Raw genomic sequence first — 16,724 nt, forward strand, 5'->3', positions numbered from 1 at the left:
AAACTGTTCGGCATGCGAGCGATCTGGAAGGGCGCCGTCAGCTTCGGGCTGGTGAGTGTTCCCGTGAAGCTGTACTCCGCGACCGAGTCGCACGACGTGTCGTTCCGGCAGGTCCACGCCAAGGACGGCGGCCGCATCAAGTACCAGCGCATCTGCTCCATCGACGGCGAGGAGGTGGCCTACGCCGACATCGCCAAGGGCTACGAGACCGAGGACGGCGAGATGGTCATCCTCACCGACGACGACATGGCCGAGCTGCCGTCGACGTCGTCGCGCGAGATCGCCGTCGAGAAGTTCGTGCCGAGCGACCAGATCGACCCGATGCTCTTCGAGAAGTCCTACTACCTCGAGCCCGAGAAGACCGGCGCCAAGCCCTACGCCCTGCTCCGCCAGGCGCTCCTCGACGCCGATCGGATGGCCGTGGTGACCGTGGCGCTGCGCCAGCGCACGACCGTGGCGGTGCTCCGCGTCCGCGAGGACGTGATCGTGCTCCAGACCATGATGTGGCCCGACGAGATCCGGCAGCCCGACTTCAGCATCGACATCGGAGAGGTCAAGGACGCCGAGGTCGCGATGGCCAACATGCTGGTCGAGACGCTGGCCGGCGACTTCGACCCCAGCGAGTTCGAGGACGACTACGCCGAGGCCGTCGAATCGCTGGTGAAGGCCAAGATCGAGGGCGGCGAGGTCAAGAAGACCCCGACGTCGACGAAGTCCTCCGGCGAGGTGGTCGACCTGCTCGCCGCGCTGCAGCGCTCCGTCGAGGCCGCCAAGACCGCGCGGGGCGAGGCGACCGACGAAACATCCGACGACGACTCGAAGCCGGCCGCGAAGAAGTCCACGACCAAGAAGACCGCCGCCAAGAAGACCGCCGCCAAGAAGACCGCCGCCAAGAAGAAGGCCAGCTGATGGAGCACACCGTCGTCCCCGGAGAGCCCTGCTGGATCGAGCTGTTCACGCCCGACTCCGACGCCGCAGCAGACTTCTACGGCGCCCTCTTCGGCTGGACCGCGACTCCGGCCCAGGAGGAGTTCGGCGGCTACCGCATGTTCCTGCGCGGCGACCAGCCGATCGCGGGCCTGATGGCCAACGACGGCAGCGCCGGCAGCCCGAGCGCCTGGTCGGTCTACCTCGCCAGCGACGACGTCTCTTCGACCGCCGACAAGGCGCGCGCGGCCGGCGGCACCGTCGTGGCCGAGCCGATGCCGGTGGGCGACCTCGGCCACATGGTGGTGCTCCTGGACCCGGCCGGCGCCCTGATCGGCGGCTGGCAGCCCGGCACGTTCCCCGGCTTCATCACCCGCAACGAGGTCGGCGCACCGGCGTGGTTCGAGACGCTGAGCAAGCAGTACGACGCGGTCGTGCCGTTCTACCGCGACGTGTTCGGGTGGGACACCCACACGATGAGCGACGTGCCGGAGTTCCGCTACACCACGCTGGGCCAGGACGAGAACGCCCGGGCCGGGATCATGGACGGGACGACGTTCCTGGGCGACCAGCCCTCGCGCTGGCAGTTCTACATCCAGGTCGAGGACACCGACGCGACCACCGCCCAGGCCGTGGAGCTCGGCGCGACGCTGCTCCAGCCGGTCGACGACACGCCGTACGGCCGTCTGGGCATGCTGCAGGACCCGGCCGGCGTGCTGTTCCTGCTGATGGGGCCGACGAAGGACTAACGCGTGCCGCGGGCCGCGGCGGTGTCCGGCGTACGCCGGTGCAGCCGGTTCATCCCGGCGTCGCTCAGCCGCGGCGCGAGCACCGTGAGGAGCTCGCCGGGCGTGCCGAGCGGGTGGTTGACCGTGACCGGCCGCTCCCGGAGGGCCCGCTCGACCAGGGCGGCTGCCTCGTCGACGTCGAGCTGACGGCGGTCCTCGGCGCCGCCGGTCGGCACCAGCATCGGGGTGCGGACCGCGCCGAGACGCATGTTGGTGAAGGTGACCCCGTCGGCCAGCGTCTCCCGGGCCGCGACCCGGGACCACGTGTCGAGCGCGGACTTGGAGGCGAGGTAGGCCGAGAACTTCGGCGCGCGCAGCTGGACGCCCCACGAGAGCACGTTGACGACGTGGCCGAAGCCCCGCTCCCGCATCCCCGGGAGCAGCGCCAGGGTGAGCCGCACGGGTGCGAAGAAGTTGATCGCCATCGTCCGTTCCACGTCGTGGAAGCGGTCGGTCGAGAGGGCGAGCGAGCGCCGGATCGAGCGGCCGGCGTTGTTGACCAGGAAGTCGACGCCCCCGTGGTCGGCGGTCACCCGCGCGACCAGGTCGGCGACCGCGTCGGCGTCGGTGAGGTCGGCCGGGTGGACGTGCGCGTGCTCGAGCCCGGCGGCCGCGGCCTCGAGCTGGTCGGCACGACGGGCGACCAGGATCGTGGTCGCGCCAGCGGCCGAGACCCGGCGGGCCGTCGCCGCACCGATGCCCGACGACGCGCCGGTCACGAGGACCGTCCGGCCGGCCAGCTCCACCGGCCGTCGGCGGCCGGCGAGGCGGTAGCGGGTCACGCCTCGTCGCCGGCCACGAGCGGCCAGGGTCGGGCCTGCTCGATCTGGGCGGCCAGGCTGAACAGGGTGGCCTCGTCGTCCGTGCGGCCGACGAGCTGGACGCTCAGCGGGAGGCCGTCGGGGCCGGTGCCGCACGGGACGGCCGCGGCCGGGTTGCCGGCGACGTTCCAGAGCGCGGCGTAGGCGATCGCGGGCATCGCACGGAGCGAGGCCAGGACCGTGCCGACGCCGTCCAGGCGGCCGACCACCGGCGGGCGGTGCGCGATCGTCGGGGTGAGCAGGACGTCGATGTCCTCGAAGACCCGGTTGGCCTTGGCCGAGACCTTCTCGGTCTCCTTCAGCGCCCAGTCGATGACGCCCTGGCGGACCCACGTGCCGAGCCGGTAGGTCTCGCGGGTGCGGCGCTCGAGCCGCTCGTAGTGCTCCACCGCGTCGGCCTCGGTGCGGATGCCGGCGAAGAACTGCGGCACGAACGCGGCTGTCGGGTCGGGATAACGCGGGTCGACCTCGCGGACGTCGTGGCCCGCGTCGGCCAGCAGTCGCGCCATGTCCGCGACCGCCTGGACGTGGAGCGGGTCGGGCTTCACGCCGAGCGTGACGGGCTTGGTCGTCCAGCCGATCCGCAGCCGGCCGGGCCCGCGCTGCGCGGCCGCCACGAACGGCTCGTCTCCCCCGGCCCGGTAGAGGTCGGTCGGGACGTTGCCCCGGATGGCGTCGTAGACGATCGCGCTGTCGAGGACCGTGCGGGTCAGCGGGCCGGCGGTGCCGAGCGCCCACCACAGGTGCGGCTGGGGTGCGGTGGTGACGCGGCCGCGCTGGGGCTTGAGGCCGAACAGGCCGCAGCAGGCGCTGGGGATCCGGATCGAGCCGCCCCCGTCGCCGCCGATCGCGACCGGGACCAGACCGGCCGAGACCGCAGCCGCCGTGCCGCCGCTGGAGCCGCCGGGCGTGCGGGTGCGGTCCCACGGGTTGCGGGTGATGCCGCGCGACGCGGACTCGGTGTAGGGGAACGCCCCGAACTCCGGCATCGTGGTCTTGCCGACGATCACGGCACCGGCGGCGCGGAGGCGTCGTACGAGCTCGGCGTCGGCGGACGCCGGCGTCGTGTTGGCCTCGCCTCCGAACGTCGTCACCGTGCCGGCGACGTCGATCTCCTCCTTGATGGCGATCGGTACGCCGTGCAGCGGGCCGGGCGTCGCGCCGCCCGCCACGGCCGCGTCGCGCTCGGTCGCCTCGGCGCGCGCCTGCTCACCCAGCACGACCGAGAACGCGTTGAGCGCCGGGTCGCGTTCGGTGATCCGGGCCAACGCCTCCTCGACCACCACCCGGGCGGTCAGGTCACCGGAGGCGGTGAGGCGGGCGGTCTCGGCGGCGCTGGTGCGGGACAGGTCGGTCACTCGGGCAGCGTAGCGATCACGCGAGCGAGTCGAGCCAGGCCTGGTGCAAGTCCGAGAAGCGGCCCTCGCCGCCGGCGATGAGATCGGCCGGCGTGCCGTCCTCGACGATCCGGCCGTGCTCCATGACGAGCACCCGATCCGCGATCTCGACGGTGGAGAGCCGGTGGGCGATGATCACGGCGGTCCGGCCGGCCAGGACGGTGCGTAGCGCGTGCTGAACCAGCCGCTCGGAGGGCACGTCGAGCGAGGAGGTGGCCTCGTCGAGGATGAGGACGGCCGGGTCGGCGAGGAACGCCCGCGCGAAGGCGACGAGCTGGCGCTGGCCGGCGGACAGCCGGCCGCCGCGGTTGGCGACGTCGGTGTCGTAGCCGTGCGGGAGCGCGGCGATGAAGTCGTGGGCACCGATCGCGCGCGCGGCCTCCTCCACCTGCTCCATCGTGGCGTCGGGGCGGCCGAAGCGGATGTTGTCGGCCACGGTGCCGGAGAAGAGGTAGTTCTCCTGGGTGACCATCACGACCGCGTCGCGCAGGGTGTCCGAGGCCAGGTGGCGTACGTCGATCCCGTCCAGCAGCACGCGGCCACGGACCGGGTCGTAGAACCGGGTCGCCAGCTTGGCCAGCGTGGTCTTGCCCGCGCCGGTCGTGCCGACCAGGGCCAGCGTCTGTCCCGCGGGCACCGTCAGGTCGAGGTCGGGCAGGACGGGGATGTCGTCGACGTAGGAGAACGACACGTGGTCGAAGCGCACCTCGCCGCGCGCCCCCTCGAGCGGGACCGGGTCCGTGGGCTCGGGCACCCCGGGCTCCTCCTCGAGCACGCCGGAGAGCTTCTCCAGGGCGGCCGAGGCGGACTGGAAGGTGTTGTAGAACTGCGAGATCTCCATCATCGGCTCGAAGAACTGGCGCAGGTAGAGCAGGAACGCCGCGAGCACGCCGACGGTGACCTCGCCGTGGTAGGCCCGGAAGGCGCCGTAGAGGAGCACGACGCCGATCGTGACGTTGCCGATCAGCTTGATGCCCGGCATGAACCACGCGACGAGCCGGAAGGCGTCGAGGTTGGCGAGGCGGTACTGGTCGTTGACGTCGTCGAAGATCTCCTGGTTGCGACCCTCGCGACGGAAGGCCTGCACCGCGCGGATGCCGCCCATCGACTCCACGAAGTGCACGATCACCAGCGCGACCTTCTCGCGGGTGACGCGGTAGCTGCGCGCGGACTCCTTGCGGAACCAGTTGGTCAGCCAGGCCAGGAACGGGCCGCACACCAGCGCGACCAGGCCGAGCCGGACGTCGAGGAAGAGGAGCAGCCCGGCGGTGCCGACCAGGGTCAGCGCGGCCGTGACGAGGCCGTCGAACCCGGTCTCGAGCATCTCGTAGATCGCGTCGACGTCGGAGGTCTGCCGCGAGATCACCCGGCCCGAGGTGTAGCTGTCGTGGAAGGCGGGGCTCAGCGCCTGGAACTGGCGGAACACCCGCCGCCGGATCTCGAAGAGGATGTCCTGGCCGATCTGGCCCGACCGCACGAGGAAGAGGTTGCGGGCGACCGCCTGGGTCAGCGTCGCCACCAGCATGATGCCGACGATGACGAGCAGCGGCCCGGTGTCCCCGGTCGCCCGGATCGGCCCGATGCCGGTGTCGATGCCCTCCTTGACGAGGTAGGGGATCGAGAGGCGCGCGGCGTTCTCGACCACGACGATGACCACGAGCAGCTGGATCGCGCGCTTGTAGGGCGCGAGCATGTCGCGCAGCAGCCGCCGCGACCGGCCGGCGAGCCGGACCGTCGTCTCCTGGGTCAGCTCCTCGGTGATGTCGTCGGCCGCCACCCCGCGCCACTCCTGGGGCTTCTGGTCCTGCTGCTGGTCCTGCACCTGCGTCATGCCGACACCGCCTCGGACTCGGCGGAGAGCAGCTCGCGGTAGGCCGGCACGGTGTCCAGCAGCTCGCGGTGGTCCCCGACGTGGGTGATCGTGCCGTCCTGGAGCAGCGCGACGCGGTCGGCGAGCAGCACCGTCGACGCCCGGTGGGCGACGATCAGGCCGGTCGTGTCGGCCAGGACGCGGCCGAGAGCCTCCTCGACGAGCCGCTCGGTGTGCACGTCGAGCGCCGACAGGGTGTCGTCGAGGACGAGCACCTGGGGCTGGGCGAGCACGGCGCGGGCCAGGGCGAGCCGCTGGCGCTGGCCGCCGGACAGGGCCATGCCCTGCTCGCCGATGCGGGTGTCCAGGCCCCACGGCAGGTCGTGGACGAAGCCGGCCTGGCTGACGGCCAGGGCGGACTCGATCTCCTCCTCGGTGGCGTCGGCACGGCCGAGGGTGAGGTTCTCCCGGGCGCTCATCGAGAACAGCGTGGGCTCCTCGAACGCGGTCGCGACCAGCTGGCGCAGGTGCGGCAGCTGGAGGTCGCGCACGTCGATCCCGTCGATCGTGACCCGGCCGCCGGTGACGTCGTACAGCCGCGGCACCAACGCCGTCAGGACGGTCTTGCCGGAGCCGGTCGCCCCCACCAGCGCGACGGTCTCGCCGGGAGCCAGGTCGAGGTTGACGTCGCGCAGCACCAGCTCGTCGGGCGCGTCGGGGAAGGCGAAGTCGACGTGTTCGAACCGCAGGTGTCCCCGCGGCCGGACCACCACGGCGGTGCCGGACACGATCGTCGGCTCGGTGTCGAAGATCTCGAGGATGCGTGCGGCGGCGGTCATCGCCTCCTGGGCCATCGCGAGGATGACGCCGAGGGAGGAGACCGGCCAGACCAGGCTGAGCATCAGGGTGATGAAGGCGACCAGCTCACCCGGCGTGAGGTAGCCCTTGCCGACCCCGATCGCGCCGAGCAGCAGCACCACCACGACGGCGAAGTTGGGGATCACCTCGAGGAAGGTCCAGAACTTCGCAGCCAGCCGGACCTTGTCCATGCTCGTGCCGTGCAGCGTGCGGGCGGCCGACTCGTACTGCTGGGAGACGTGGTCGCTGCGGCCGAAGGACTTGATGACGCGGATGCCGACCGCGCCCTCCTCGGCGCGGGTGGCGAGGTCGCCCTGCTCGTCCTGCACGCGGCGCGAGATGACGACGTAGGCCTTCTCGAAGCGCATGCTCAGCCACACGATCGGCGCGGACGTCGCGGCCACCACCAGCCCGAGCGGCCAGTACATGTTGAGCAGCACCCCGGTCACCACCGTGACCTGGAGGATGTTGATCACCAGGAACAGCAGCCCGAAGCCGCTGAACCGCCGGATCGCCGACAGGTCGGTGGTCGCGCGCGAGAGCAGCTGCCCGGACTGCCACCGGGAGTGGAACTCCATCGGCAGCTCCTGGAGCCGCGCGTAGAGGTCGTGCCGCATCGCGGTCTCGAGCCCCAGCACCGCGCTGGACTGGACCCAGCGCCGGATCCAGATCAGCAGCGCCTCGACGATGCCGAGCGCCAGCGCGAGCAGGCCCAGCGGCAGCACCGGCCCGATCTCGCGGTCGGTGATGGGACCGTCGATGAGTGCCTTGGTCACCAGCGGGATGGCGATGGTGAGCCCGACCCCCGCGACCGAGGCCGCGGCCATGATCGAGAGCGCGACGGCATGGGGACGCAGGTAGCCCCGGAGCCGCCAGAGCGAGTGCACGCCGGCGGGCGGGTCCGAGAGAGGATTGGTTGACATTGTCATCAACCCTATGACGGGCCGCCGACAATCCGTAACAGGTTTTCGACGTTGCGGTGCTTACGTGTCATGGAGGGCACGGCGGCGGTGTCGCGGGCAGGACGGGTGCGCCGCGTAGCCGATCGCGTCTCGCCGTCAAGGAGCTTCGCCCGCTTCGCGGCGCCTTCGGCGTCCTTGACGCCGAGCCTCGCGCGATCGGCTGCAGGCGGCGGTCGGGGCGGACAGCCCTCGCTGCGCTCGGTCCGCCGCCCCGCCCCAGGCGCACCCCCGAACGGCCCCAGCGGTGAGCCATGAACCAAACCCGACCTGGAAACGGTTCACCAGCCACCGCCCGGTCGACCCGGCGGTGAGCCATGAACCGAACCGGACAGGGAAACGGTTCACAGCTCACCGCTCCACCCACGACTCCAGGGCGCCCGCGCATGCGGGCGGCGCGGCGAAGCCGTGCCGACAAGCGCGCCGCTCAGCCGACCGTCAGGGTCCCGGAGTCAAGGACGGCGAAGCCGCCGCGCAGCGGACCGAGCGAAGCGAGGGTCCTTGACGCCGGGAGACGGTCGGCCACGCGCGCGGGCGCCACAGTCACCACCGCCCGAGTCGCACGAAGTGCCCTCTCGGCCCGCGGAGAGCCGCACGAAGTGCCCTCTCGGCCCCCGGAGAGCCGCACGAAGTGCCCTCTCGCCCCCCGGAGAGCCGCACGAAGTGCCCTCTCGCTCAGCCGGTCGCCAGCAACCCGCGCACGACGCGCAGCCCCACCGACATCCGGGCCAGGTCGGCGGAGTCGTCCTTGCAGATCTCCTCGAGCGTGGAGGCGGCCCGGGTGACGACGACTGTGTCGGCGTCCTCCCACGCAGCGATCCGCGCGGTGGCGGAGTCGTCCGGCGAGGTCGCCGACAGCACCTGCGCGGTCAGCTGCGTGTGCACGCCGTGCAGGTCGTCGCGCAGCGCCGCACGTGCCATCGTCTGCCAGCGGTCCTCGCGCGGGAGCGCCAGGATCCGGTTGACCAGCGCGGGCAGGCCGAGCCGCTCGCCGAGGGCGAAGTGCAGGCGGGTGACCTCGATCGGGTCGAAGCCCTCGCGCCGGGCGATGTCGATGATGCCCATCAGCGTGTACGCCGGCGGCAGGACCGCGACGCGCGTGGCGAGCTCCTCGGGGACCGCCTTGGCGACCAGGTCGTCGCGGCGCTCGTGGAAGGCCGTCAGCTCGCGGCCGGTCATCAGGTCGGGCAGCTCGGCCATGACCCGCTGGACGTCCGCGGCGAAGAAGTCCACGAGGCCCTGGCTGTCCAGCGGCGGCCGCCGGTTGGAGACCAGCCAGCGCGAGGCCCGCTCGACGAGGGTGCGCATCTCGACCCGCATGTGGGTCTGCACGCCGGCCGAGAGCACGTTGTCGTAGCTCTTCAGCTCGTCGCGCAGCGGCAGCGACGCGAAGATCTCGCGCGCCACGAAGTTGGCCCGGGTGAGCTCGGCCGCGGTCGAGCCGGTCTCCCCCGCCAGCCGCGGCCAGTAGGTCATGCCGGCGCCGTTGACCAGGTCGTTGACGACCTGGGTCACGATGATCTCGCGACGCAGCGGGTGGTCGGCGATCTGGCTCTCGAAGCCCTCGCGCATGGCCTGCGGGAAGTAGTTCCGCAGGTCGATGTCGAGGTAGGGGTCGTCGGGCAGGTCGGAGGCCAGCAGCTCCTCGGCGAGCACGATCTTGGTCCACGCGAGCAGCACCGAGAGCTCGGGCAGGGTGAGGCCGTCACCGCGCTCGAGGCGCCGCTTGACCTGCCGCGAGCTGGGCAGCCCCTCGAGGTCGCGGTTGAGGACGCCGTCGCCCTCGAGCCGCTTCATCCAGTCCTCGTGCACGTGCAGCAGCGACGGCGCGTGCGCGTCGGCGTTGGCGAGCGCGAGGTTCTGCTCGTAGTTGTCGCGCAGCACCAGGTGGCCGACCTCGTCGGTCATCTGGGCGAGCAGCTTGTTGCGCTGCTTCTCGGTGAGGTCGCCGTCCTTGACCACGCGGTCGAGCAGGATCTTGATGTTGACCTCGTGGTCGGAGGTGTCCACCCCGGCGGAGTTGTCGATGAAGTCGGTGTTCATCCGGCCACCGCGCTGGGCGTACTCGATCCGGCCCAGCTGGGTGAACCCGAGGTTGCCACCCTCGCCGACGCACTTGGCCCGCAGGTCGCGGCCGTTGATCCGGATGGCGTCGTTGGCCTTGTCGCCGGCGTCGCCGTGGGTCTCGTCGGCGGCCTTGACGTAGGTGCCGATGCCGCCGTTCCAGAGCAGGTCGACCGGCGCCTGCAGGATCGCCTTCATCAGCTCGGCGGGCGTCATCGCGGTCACGCCGTCGTCGAGGCCGAGCGCCTTGCGGACCGAGGCGGCGATCGGGATCGACTTCAGCGACCGCGGGAAGACGCCGCCGCCCTCGGAGATCAGCGCCTTGTCGTAGTCCTGCCACGAGGAGCGCGGGAGGTCGAAGAGCCGGCGACGCTCGGCGTACGACGCCGCGGCGTCGGGCGTCGGGTCCAGGAAGATGTCGCGGTGGTCGAAGGCCGCGACGAGGCGGGTGTGCTCCGAGCACAGCAGCCCGTTGCCGAAGACGTCACCGGACATGTCGCCGATGCCGACGGCGGTGAAGTCCTCGGTCTGGCAGTCGATCCCGCGCTCGCGGAAGTGCCGCTGGACCGAGACCCACGCGCCGCGGGCGGTGATGCCCATGGCCTTGTGGTCGTAGCCGACGGAGCCGCCGGAGGCGAAGGCGTCGCCCAGCCAGAAGCCGTAGTCGTTCGAGACGCCGTTGGCGATGTCGGAGAACGTCGCGGTGCCCTTGTCGGCGGCGACGACGAGGTAGGAGTCGTCCCCGTCGTGGCGTACGACGGACCGTGGCGGCACCGTGACGCCGTCGACGAGGTTGTCGGTGATGTCGAGCAGGCCGGAGATGAAGGTCTGGTAGCAGGCGATGCCCTCGGCGAGCCACGCGTCCCGGTCGCTCGGGTCGGGCAGCTGCTTGCAGAAGAACCCGCCCTTGGCGCCGACCGGCACGATCACGGTGTTCTTGACCATCTGCGCCTTGACCAGGCCCAGCACCTCGGTGCGGAAGTCGTCGCGGCGGTCGGACCAGCGCAGGCCACCGCGGGCGACCGCGCCGAAGCGCAGGTGCACGCCCTCGACGCGCGGGCTGTAGACGAAGATCTCGTAGCGCGGGCGCGGCTCGGGCAGGTCCGGGATCGCGGACGGCTCGAGCTTGAAGGACATGTAGGGACGGACGCCGACCCCGTCGGCCGGCGGCTGGAAGAAGTTGGTGCGCAGCGTCGCCTTGATGTGGGTCAGGTAGGACCGCAGGATCCGGTCGTGGTCCAGGCTCGCGACGTCATCGAGGGCGCGGCCGATCCGCTCCTCGATCTCGGCCACCTTGGCCACCCGCGCCTCGGCGTCGGCGGCCAGCCCGTTGACGCCCGGGGTGAACCGGGCCTCGAAGAGCTGCACCAGCATCCGCGTGATGTCGACGTTGTTGCGCAGCGCGTCCTCGATGTAGTCGAGGGCGAAGGGCGAGTTGCCCTGCTTCATGTACTTCGCGTAGGCGCGCAGCACCGTCGCCTGGCGCCAGGTCAGCCCGGCCCCGAGGACGAGCGCGTTGAAGCCGTCGATCTCGTTGTAGCCGTCCCACACGGCGCGCAGCGCGTCCTGGAACAGCTCGCGCGCGTGGGCCGGCATCGCGTGGCCGTAGCGCAGCCCGAACTCGTAGATGTAGGTCGGCTGGTCGAGGCCGTCGAGCTCGTAGGGACGCTCGTCGACCACCTCGACGCCCATCGAGGAGAGCATCGGCAGGATCTGCGAGAGGGACAGAGCCGGGCCCCGGCGGAACACCTTGAGCCGGGCCTCGCCGCGGCCCGCGTCCACCTGCTCGTAGAGGGACAGGTCGATCCCGCCGCCGTCGGCGTCCTCGGCCCGGATCGCCTCGAGGCGGCCCAGGTCGACCGAGCCGGTCCGCGGCGCGTAGTCCTCCTTGTAGGCCTCCGGGAACGAGTCGAGGTAGCGACGCCCCAGCCGGGCGCCGACCTCCTCGCCGTACTCGGCGATGACGGCGGTCATGAAGTCGTCGCGCCACGAGCGGGACGCATCGGTCAGCCTGCGCTCGAGGTCGGCGGTGTCGACCTCGGGCAGCAGCACGCCCTTGGGCGGGTGCACGACGAAGTGGACGCGCGCGGTCGTCGACTCGTTGACGCTGACGTTGAACTCGACCGACTCGCCGGACAACCGCTCCTTGAGGATCTCGGAGAAGCGCTCGCGGACGCTGGTGTTGTAGCGGTCCCGCGGGAGGTAGACGAGGACCGAGACGTAGCGGCCGTAGGTGTCGCGGCGGATGAACATCCGGACCTGGCGGCGCTCGCGGGCGTGCATGGCGGCCTCGGCCATCGGCGCCAGCTCGTCGACGGGCGTGTGGAACAGCTCGTCGCGCGGGTAGGTCTCGAGGGTGTCCATGAGGGCCTTGCCGGCGTGGCTGCGCGGGTCGTAGCCGCTGCGCTTGAGCACGGCCGTGGCCTTCTCGCGCAGCAGCGGGATGCGCATCAGCGACTCGGTGTAGGCGGCGCTGGAGAAGAGCCCGAGGAAGCGGCGCTCGCCGACGACCTCGCCGTTCTCGAACTTCTTGACCCCGACGTAGTCGAGGTACGCCGGCCGGTGGACTGTCGCCCGCGAGTTGGCCTTGGCGAGCACGAGCAGGGTCTTCTCGCGGGCCTTGGCCTTGACCATCGCGGGCAGCTTGCCGAAGGAGGCCGACATGTCCTGGTCGGAGCGCAGGATGCCGAAGCCGGTGCCGGGCACGGCCCGGAGCAGCTCGTCGTCGCCGTCGCGCTCGAGCTTGTACTCGCGGTAGCCGAGGAAGGTGAAGTGGTTCTCGGCCAGCCAGGTCAGCAGCTCGCGGCCCTGGCGGATCTCGTCGGCGTCGAGCGGCGGCGGGGACGTCTCGAGCTCGTCGACGATCGCGAGGACCTGGGCGTGCATCTTGTCCCAGTCCTCGACCGACTCGCGGACGTCGCGCAGCACCCGCTGCACGGCCTCCTCGATCTCGGCCGGGTCGTCGGCGCGGTCGCCCTCGCGGATCCGGTGGATCTCGACGTGCATCCACGACTCGCGGACCGCGCCCCCCTCGGGCTCCAGCGAGCCGTCGGCGACGGGGTGGACGCTCTGCAGGGTGCCGGTGATGTCGCGGACGACGTCGAAGTGCGGGTGGATGACCACGTGCACGTCACGCAGCTGGCGCGAGAGCTCCATGGTCAGGGAGTCCACGAGGAAGGGCATGTCGTCGGTGACGACCTCCACGACGGAGTGCCCGCCCGCGGACCAGCCGTGCTCGGCCAGGCTCGGCGTGAACGCGCGGACCGAGGCCGTGCCCTGCGGCCGGTTGGCCGCGAGCTTGTAGTGCGAGGCCAGGGCGCCGTAGATGTCGACGTCGGCGCGGTCCACGAGGTCCTCGGGCGCCACGTGCCGGTAGTAGGCCTTGATCAGGGCCCCGACCGCATCGTGCGGAGGGCCTCCCGCGCCCTTGCGAGCCATGGCCAGGTCGGTGGCCTTGGCGAGGAGATCGGACTTCTCGGAATCCAGCGTCGTCGTTGACACACCACGACCCTAGGACTCCGGGGTGACCTCCACAACATGGGGCCCCTGTGACTGGTGGGCCATCGCCCAGAAGCCGGATCAGAGCTCCGAGCGGAGCTCCCACAGCAGGGGGTAGTACTGCATCGGGAGCCGCGAGCGCAGGTAGCCCGCGCCGCTGGACCCGCCGGTGCCGGACTTGGCGCCGATCATCCGCTCGACCATCACCACGTGGCGCGCGCGCCAGCTCGCGGCGAGCTCGTCGTGCTGCAGGAGGGCCTCGCCGAGCGCCCACACGGCGGCGTACTGGGAGCGGTCGTGGGCGACGGTCCGCAGGGACGCCGAGATGCCCTCGTCGCTGTCGGCGTCGAGGCCGGCGGAGCGGAGCACGTCGACGAAGGCGTCCCAGAGGGTCGGCTCGTCGAGGCGGGCACCGAGGCGGTCCTGCTCCTCGGCGGTCAGGCCCCGGAAGCGCTCGACGTACGACGGGTCCTTGGCGCCGCTGAGGAACTCCAGCTCGCGGAACTGCACCGACTGGAAGCCGCTGGCCGGCGCGAGCCGCTGGCGGAACTCCAGGAAGTCCTGCGGGGTCATCGTCTCCAGGACGTCGACCTGCTGGACCAGGACGCGCTCGATCACGTGCACGCGGGCGAGCAGGTGCTGGGCCCACCACAGGCGGCCCTCGGTCATCGCGTCGCGCGCGGCCTGGACCTCGTGGAGGAGCTGCTTGAACCAGAGCTCGTAGACCTGGTGGATGGTGATGAACAGCAGCTCGTCGTGGGCCGGCGGGTCGGACTCGAGGTGCTGGGAGTCGAGCAGCTGGGGCAGCCGCAGGTAGCTGCCGTAGGTCAGCTGGGCACCCTGCTCACCGAAGGACACGAAGGTCTCGCTCATGACTGGACCGTATCGCTGCACCGATCTGTGCCCGGGGCTCCCCCGCCGCCCACCCCTCCGCCATGATGAGCGCCATGAAGTTCCGACACGAGCTGTCCTACGACGCCAGTCCGGACCAGGTCTTCGCGATGCTGGCCGACCCGGCGTTCCGCGAGGCCGCCTGCGCCGCCCAGGACGTCATCTCCGCCGAGGCCACCGTCGAGCGCTCCGGCGCCGGCTTCACGATGACCGTCGACCAGCTCCAGAACACCGACGACCTGCCGTCGTTCGCACAGAAGTTCGCCGGCTCGTCGACCCGGGCGATCCAGCACGAGGTCTGGGCAGACTCCACCGGCGGGACGCTGCGGATCGACGCGCCGGGCAAGCCGTCGGAGATCGCCGGCACCATCACGCTGCGCCCCGAGGGCAGCGGCACCGTCGAGATCGTGGAGCTCGACGTCAAGATCAAGGTCCCCCTGATCGGCGGCAAGCTCGAGAAGCTGCTCGCCGACAAGGTGCGGGCGGGCATGGACGCCGAGCACGGCGTCGGCATCGAGTGGCTGAAGGGGAACCGATGACCAAGCGACTGACCCACGACCTGACCTACGACGCCCCGCTGGCCGACGTGGCCGCGATGCTGGTCGACCCCGCCTTCCGCGAGGAGGTCTGCGCCTACCAGGGCGTGGTCCGGTCGAACGTCACCGTGCACCCCAACGGCGCCGGCACCGAGGTCGTCATCGACCAGGTCCAGGCCGCCCAGGGCATCCCGTCGTTCGCGAAGAAGTTCGTCGGCGACGAGATCAACATCGTCCAGAGCGAGAGCTGGGCCGGCGACGAGGCGCGGATCCACGTGACGATCCCGGGCAAGCCCGGCGAGATGAGCGGCACCGCCACGCTGCGCGAGTCGGGCGGGCGCACGACCGAGACGGTGAGCCTGGACATCAAGGTCAACATCCCGCTCGTGGGCGGCAAGATCGAGGGCCTGATCTCCGACCTGCTGCTCAAGGCGCTCAGGGCCGAGAACAAGGTCGGGAACGACTACCTGTCGCGCTGACCCTCCGCCCGGGCCTCCTGCTCGCCCGCCTCGCGCGCATCCTGCCTGCGACGTACGGCGACCACAGCCCCGAGCACCACGAAGGGACCGAACGCGAGGGCGAGGGTCAACGCCTTCTCGTGCGGGTGCAGCGCGCCCATGTGGAGGGCCGTCACGAGGGTGATCAGGAGGTCGTTCATCGCGCCCCCAGTCTGCCCGACGGGCTCCCGGTCCAGACCGCCGCGGGTGCCCGCGTGACGCCGCTCACGGTCGCTCGTTCAGGCGATCGGACCCGGCAATTCGGACCGGGTCACGACTCGGAAGGTCCACCACCATGAAGCGCATCGCCGCCCTCGTCGTCCTCACCGCTGCCGCCTCCCTGGTCAGCCTCGCGCCGGCCCAGGCCGACCCGAGCGTCTGCTTCACCTACAACATCAGCGTCAACGGACAGGGCCAGGCCGGCACCCAGTGCCTCCCCGCCTGACCTGACCACCCACGTCACAGGGCCCGGACCGACTCGGTCCGGGCCCTGTGCGCTTCCTCACCGCCCGAGCAGGAACAGCCGGGGGGACGCAGGAGGTTCTTACAAGGTTCAACGAACTGCCCCCGTCCCACGAGGAGAACCCGCATGGCTGACCTGTTCGAAGACCTCCAGACCCCCGCCTGGCGCCTGCGCAACCGCCTCGTCATGGCTCCCCTGACCCGCAACCGGGCCGACGCGGGCGGCGTGCCCGGCGACCTCGCGGTCGAGTACTACGGCCAGCGCGCCACCGCCGGCCTGATCGTCACCGAGGGCACGCAGCCCTCCGCCGTCGGCCAGGGCTACCCCAACACTCCCGGCCTGCACTCCGCCGAGCAGGTCGCCGGCTGGAGCCGCGTCGCCGAGGCCGTGCACGACCGCGGTGGGCGCATCGTGGCCCAGCTGATGCACGCCGGCCGCGTCTCGCACCCCGACAACACCGGCGGCCTGGGCAGCATCGCCCCGAGCGCGCTCGCCGCACCCGGTGAGATGTTCACCCCCACCGGACCGAAGCCGCACCCGGTCCCCCGCGCCTTGGAGACCGACGAGATCGCCGGCGTCGTCGAGGAGTTCGTGCAGGCCGCGCGCAACGCGGTCGAGGCCGGTCTCGACGGTGTCGAGGTGCACGCCGCCAACGGCTACCTGATCCACCAGTTCCTCGCGCCCGGCTCCAACGAGCGGACCGACCAGTACGGCGGCTCGCCCGAGGGCCGTGCCCGCTTCGCCATCGAGGTGACCCGCGCGGTCGCCGAGGCGATCGGCCCGGACCGCGTCGGTATCCGGATCTCCCCCGCGCACAACATCCAGGGCGCCACCGAGGAGGACCCCGCCGACGTCGAGGCGACGTACGGCGCCCTCGTCGAGGCCATCGCGCCGCTCGGCCTGGCCTACCTCAGCGTGCTCGCCGACCCGCGCCAGGACCTGGTGCAGCGGCTGCGCAAGGACTTCGGCGGCGTCTTCGTCGTCAACGACGGCTTCGGCAGCATCACCACGCGCGAGGACGCCCAGGCGATCCTCGATGACGACCTCGGCGACGCCGTGGCCGTGGGCCGGCTGTTCCTGGCCAACCCCGACCTGCCGCGTCGCTGGGAGACCGGCGCCGAGCTGAACGAGCCCAACCCGGCCACGTTCTACGGCGGCGGCGCCGAGGGCTACACGGACTACCCGACCCTCGACTGAGCTCGCACGACACGACGA

The 16,724-nt window shown here is 71.4% G+C and carries 13 protein-coding genes; 6 read left to right on the forward strand and 7 right to left on the reverse strand.

All coding sequences use genetic code 11. The features are described 5' to 3' along the window. The first annotated feature begins 12 nt into the window (after nucleotides 1–12). Together ku and FB382_RS13705 are read left to right on the forward strand one after the other, a co-directional pair. The gene (gene ku, locus FB382_RS13700; RefSeq protein ID WP_182539956.1) at nucleotides 13–909 is read left to right on the forward strand and encodes a non-homologous end joining protein Ku; all 897 of its coding nucleotides are present in this window, start codon (nucleotides 13–15) and stop codon (nucleotides 907–909) included. After that, complete coding sequence (locus FB382_RS13705; RefSeq protein WP_182539958.1) at nucleotides 909–1,676, forward strand: VOC family protein; 768 nt, start codon at nucleotides 909–911, stop codon at nucleotides 1,674–1,676. Before ku ends, FB382_RS13705 begins: the two co-directional genes overlap by 1 nt. Here the strand turns inward: FB382_RS13705 and FB382_RS13710 are convergent. From FB382_RS13710 to FB382_RS13735, 6 genes are all read right to left on the reverse strand, one after another. Next, nucleotides 1,673–2,497, reverse strand: coding sequence for an SDR family NAD(P)-dependent oxidoreductase (locus FB382_RS13710; RefSeq protein WP_260430885.1), 825 nt, complete (start codon nucleotides 2,495–2,497; stop codon nucleotides 1,673–1,675). The two genes, FB382_RS13705 and FB382_RS13710, sit on opposite strands and share 4 nt — an antisense overlap. Further along, nucleotides 2,494–3,894 (reverse strand): amidase, encoded by a 1,401-nt coding sequence (locus FB382_RS13715; RefSeq protein ID WP_182539960.1) that lies wholly within the window; start codon nucleotides 3,892–3,894, stop codon nucleotides 2,494–2,496. The genes FB382_RS13710 and FB382_RS13715 overlap by 4 nt, the downstream gene beginning before the upstream one ends. Nucleotides 3,895–3,910: 16 nt before the next feature. Then, nucleotides 3,911–5,764 carry an ABC transporter ATP-binding protein gene (locus FB382_RS13720; RefSeq protein ID WP_182539962.1) on the reverse strand — a complete coding sequence of 618 codons (1,854 nt, stop codon included), beginning with the start codon at nucleotides 5,762–5,764 and terminating at the stop codon, nucleotides 3,911–3,913. Beyond that, nucleotides 5,761–7,524 (reverse strand): ABC transporter ATP-binding protein, encoded by a 1,764-nt coding sequence (locus FB382_RS13725; protein WP_182539964.1) that lies wholly within the window; start codon nucleotides 7,522–7,524, stop codon nucleotides 5,761–5,763. Before FB382_RS13725 ends, FB382_RS13720 begins: the two co-directional genes overlap by 4 nt. 711 nt (nucleotides 7,525–8,235) lie before the next feature. Further along, on the reverse strand, nucleotides 8,236–13,062 hold the full coding sequence (locus tag FB382_RS13730; RefSeq protein WP_182541524.1) for an NAD-glutamate dehydrogenase: 4,827 nt from the start codon (nucleotides 13,060–13,062) through the stop codon (nucleotides 8,236–8,238). A gap of 141 nt (nucleotides 13,063–13,203) precedes the next feature. Beyond that, nucleotides 13,204–13,995, reverse strand: a complete 792-nt coding sequence (locus FB382_RS13735) for a tryptophan 2,3-dioxygenase family protein (protein ID WP_182539966.1) — start codon at nucleotides 13,993–13,995, stop codon at nucleotides 13,204–13,206. A 74-nt stretch (nucleotides 13,996–14,069) separates the two neighbouring features. Here FB382_RS13735 and FB382_RS13740 point away from each other — a divergent pair, with 74 nt between their 5' ends. Both FB382_RS13740 and FB382_RS13745 read left to right on the forward strand, forming a co-directional pair. Further along, complete coding sequence (locus tag FB382_RS13740) at nucleotides 14,070–14,552, forward strand: DUF2505 domain-containing protein (RefSeq protein ID WP_182539968.1); 483 nt, start codon at nucleotides 14,070–14,072, stop codon at nucleotides 14,550–14,552. Next, entirely contained in the window at nucleotides 14,549–15,028 is a 480-nt protein-coding gene (locus FB382_RS13745; protein WP_182539970.1) for a DUF2505 domain-containing protein, read from the forward strand. The genes FB382_RS13740 and FB382_RS13745 overlap by 4 nt, the downstream gene beginning before the upstream one ends. Here the strand turns inward: FB382_RS13745 and FB382_RS13750 are convergent. Continuing rightward, on the reverse strand, nucleotides 15,013–15,207 hold the full coding sequence (locus FB382_RS13750; RefSeq protein ID WP_182539972.1) for a hypothetical protein: 195 nt from the start codon (nucleotides 15,205–15,207) through the stop codon (nucleotides 15,013–15,015). The genes FB382_RS13745 and FB382_RS13750 overlap by 16 nt on opposite strands. A 134-nt stretch (nucleotides 15,208–15,341) precedes the next feature. Here FB382_RS13750 and FB382_RS13755 point away from each other — a divergent pair, with 134 nt between their 5' ends. Then, nucleotides 15,342–15,491 (forward strand): hypothetical protein, encoded by a 150-nt coding sequence (locus FB382_RS13755; protein ID WP_182539975.1) that lies wholly within the window; start codon nucleotides 15,342–15,344, stop codon nucleotides 15,489–15,491. Nucleotides 15,492–15,635: 144 nt separating this feature from the next. After that, on the forward strand, nucleotides 15,636–16,706 hold the full coding sequence (locus tag FB382_RS13760) for an alkene reductase (RefSeq protein ID WP_182539977.1): 1,071 nt from the start codon (nucleotides 15,636–15,638) through the stop codon (nucleotides 16,704–16,706). Nucleotides 16,707–16,724: the final 18 nt, after the last annotated feature.

It is taken from the genome of Nocardioides ginsengisegetis, assembly GCF_014138045.1.
GTDB classification, from domain to species: domain Bacteria; phylum Actinomycetota; class Actinomycetes; order Propionibacteriales; family Nocardioidaceae; genus Nocardioides; species Nocardioides ginsengisegetis.

Excerpts from the sequence above, each read along its gene's own strand:
- ku (WP_182539956.1), top strand. The coding sequence starts at position 13 with ATGCGAGCGATCTGGAAGGGCGCCGTCAGCTTCGGGCTGGTGAGTGTT.
- FB382_RS13705 (WP_182539958.1), top strand. The coding sequence starts at position 909 with ATGGAGCACACCGTCGTCCCCGGAGAGCCCTGCTGGATCGAGCTGTTC.
- FB382_RS13720 (WP_182539962.1), bottom strand. The coding sequence starts at position 5,764 with ATGACGCAGGTGCAGGACCAGCAGCAGGACCAGAAGCCCCAGGAGTGG.
- FB382_RS13725 (WP_182539964.1), bottom strand. The coding sequence starts at position 7,524 with ATGTCAACCAATCCTCTCTCGGACCCGCCCGCCGGCGTGCACTCGCTC.
- FB382_RS13730 (WP_182541524.1), bottom strand. The coding sequence starts at position 13,062 with ATGGCTCGCAAGGGCGCGGGAGGCCCTCCGCACGATGCGGTCGGGGCC.
- FB382_RS13735 (WP_182539966.1), bottom strand. The coding sequence starts at position 13,995 with ATGAGCGAGACCTTCGTGTCCTTCGGTGAGCAGGGTGCCCAGCTGACC.
- FB382_RS13740 (WP_182539968.1), top strand. The coding sequence starts at position 14,070 with ATGAAGTTCCGACACGAGCTGTCCTACGACGCCAGTCCGGACCAGGTC.
- FB382_RS13745 (WP_182539970.1), top strand. The coding sequence starts at position 14,549 with ATGACCAAGCGACTGACCCACGACCTGACCTACGACGCCCCGCTGGCC.
- FB382_RS13750 (WP_182539972.1), bottom strand. The coding sequence starts at position 15,207 with ATGAACGACCTCCTGATCACCCTCGTGACGGCCCTCCACATGGGCGCG.
- FB382_RS13755 (WP_182539975.1), top strand. The coding sequence starts at position 15,342 with ATGAAGCGCATCGCCGCCCTCGTCGTCCTCACCGCTGCCGCCTCCCTG.
- FB382_RS13760 (WP_182539977.1), top strand. The coding sequence starts at position 15,636 with ATGGCTGACCTGTTCGAAGACCTCCAGACCCCCGCCTGGCGCCTGCGC.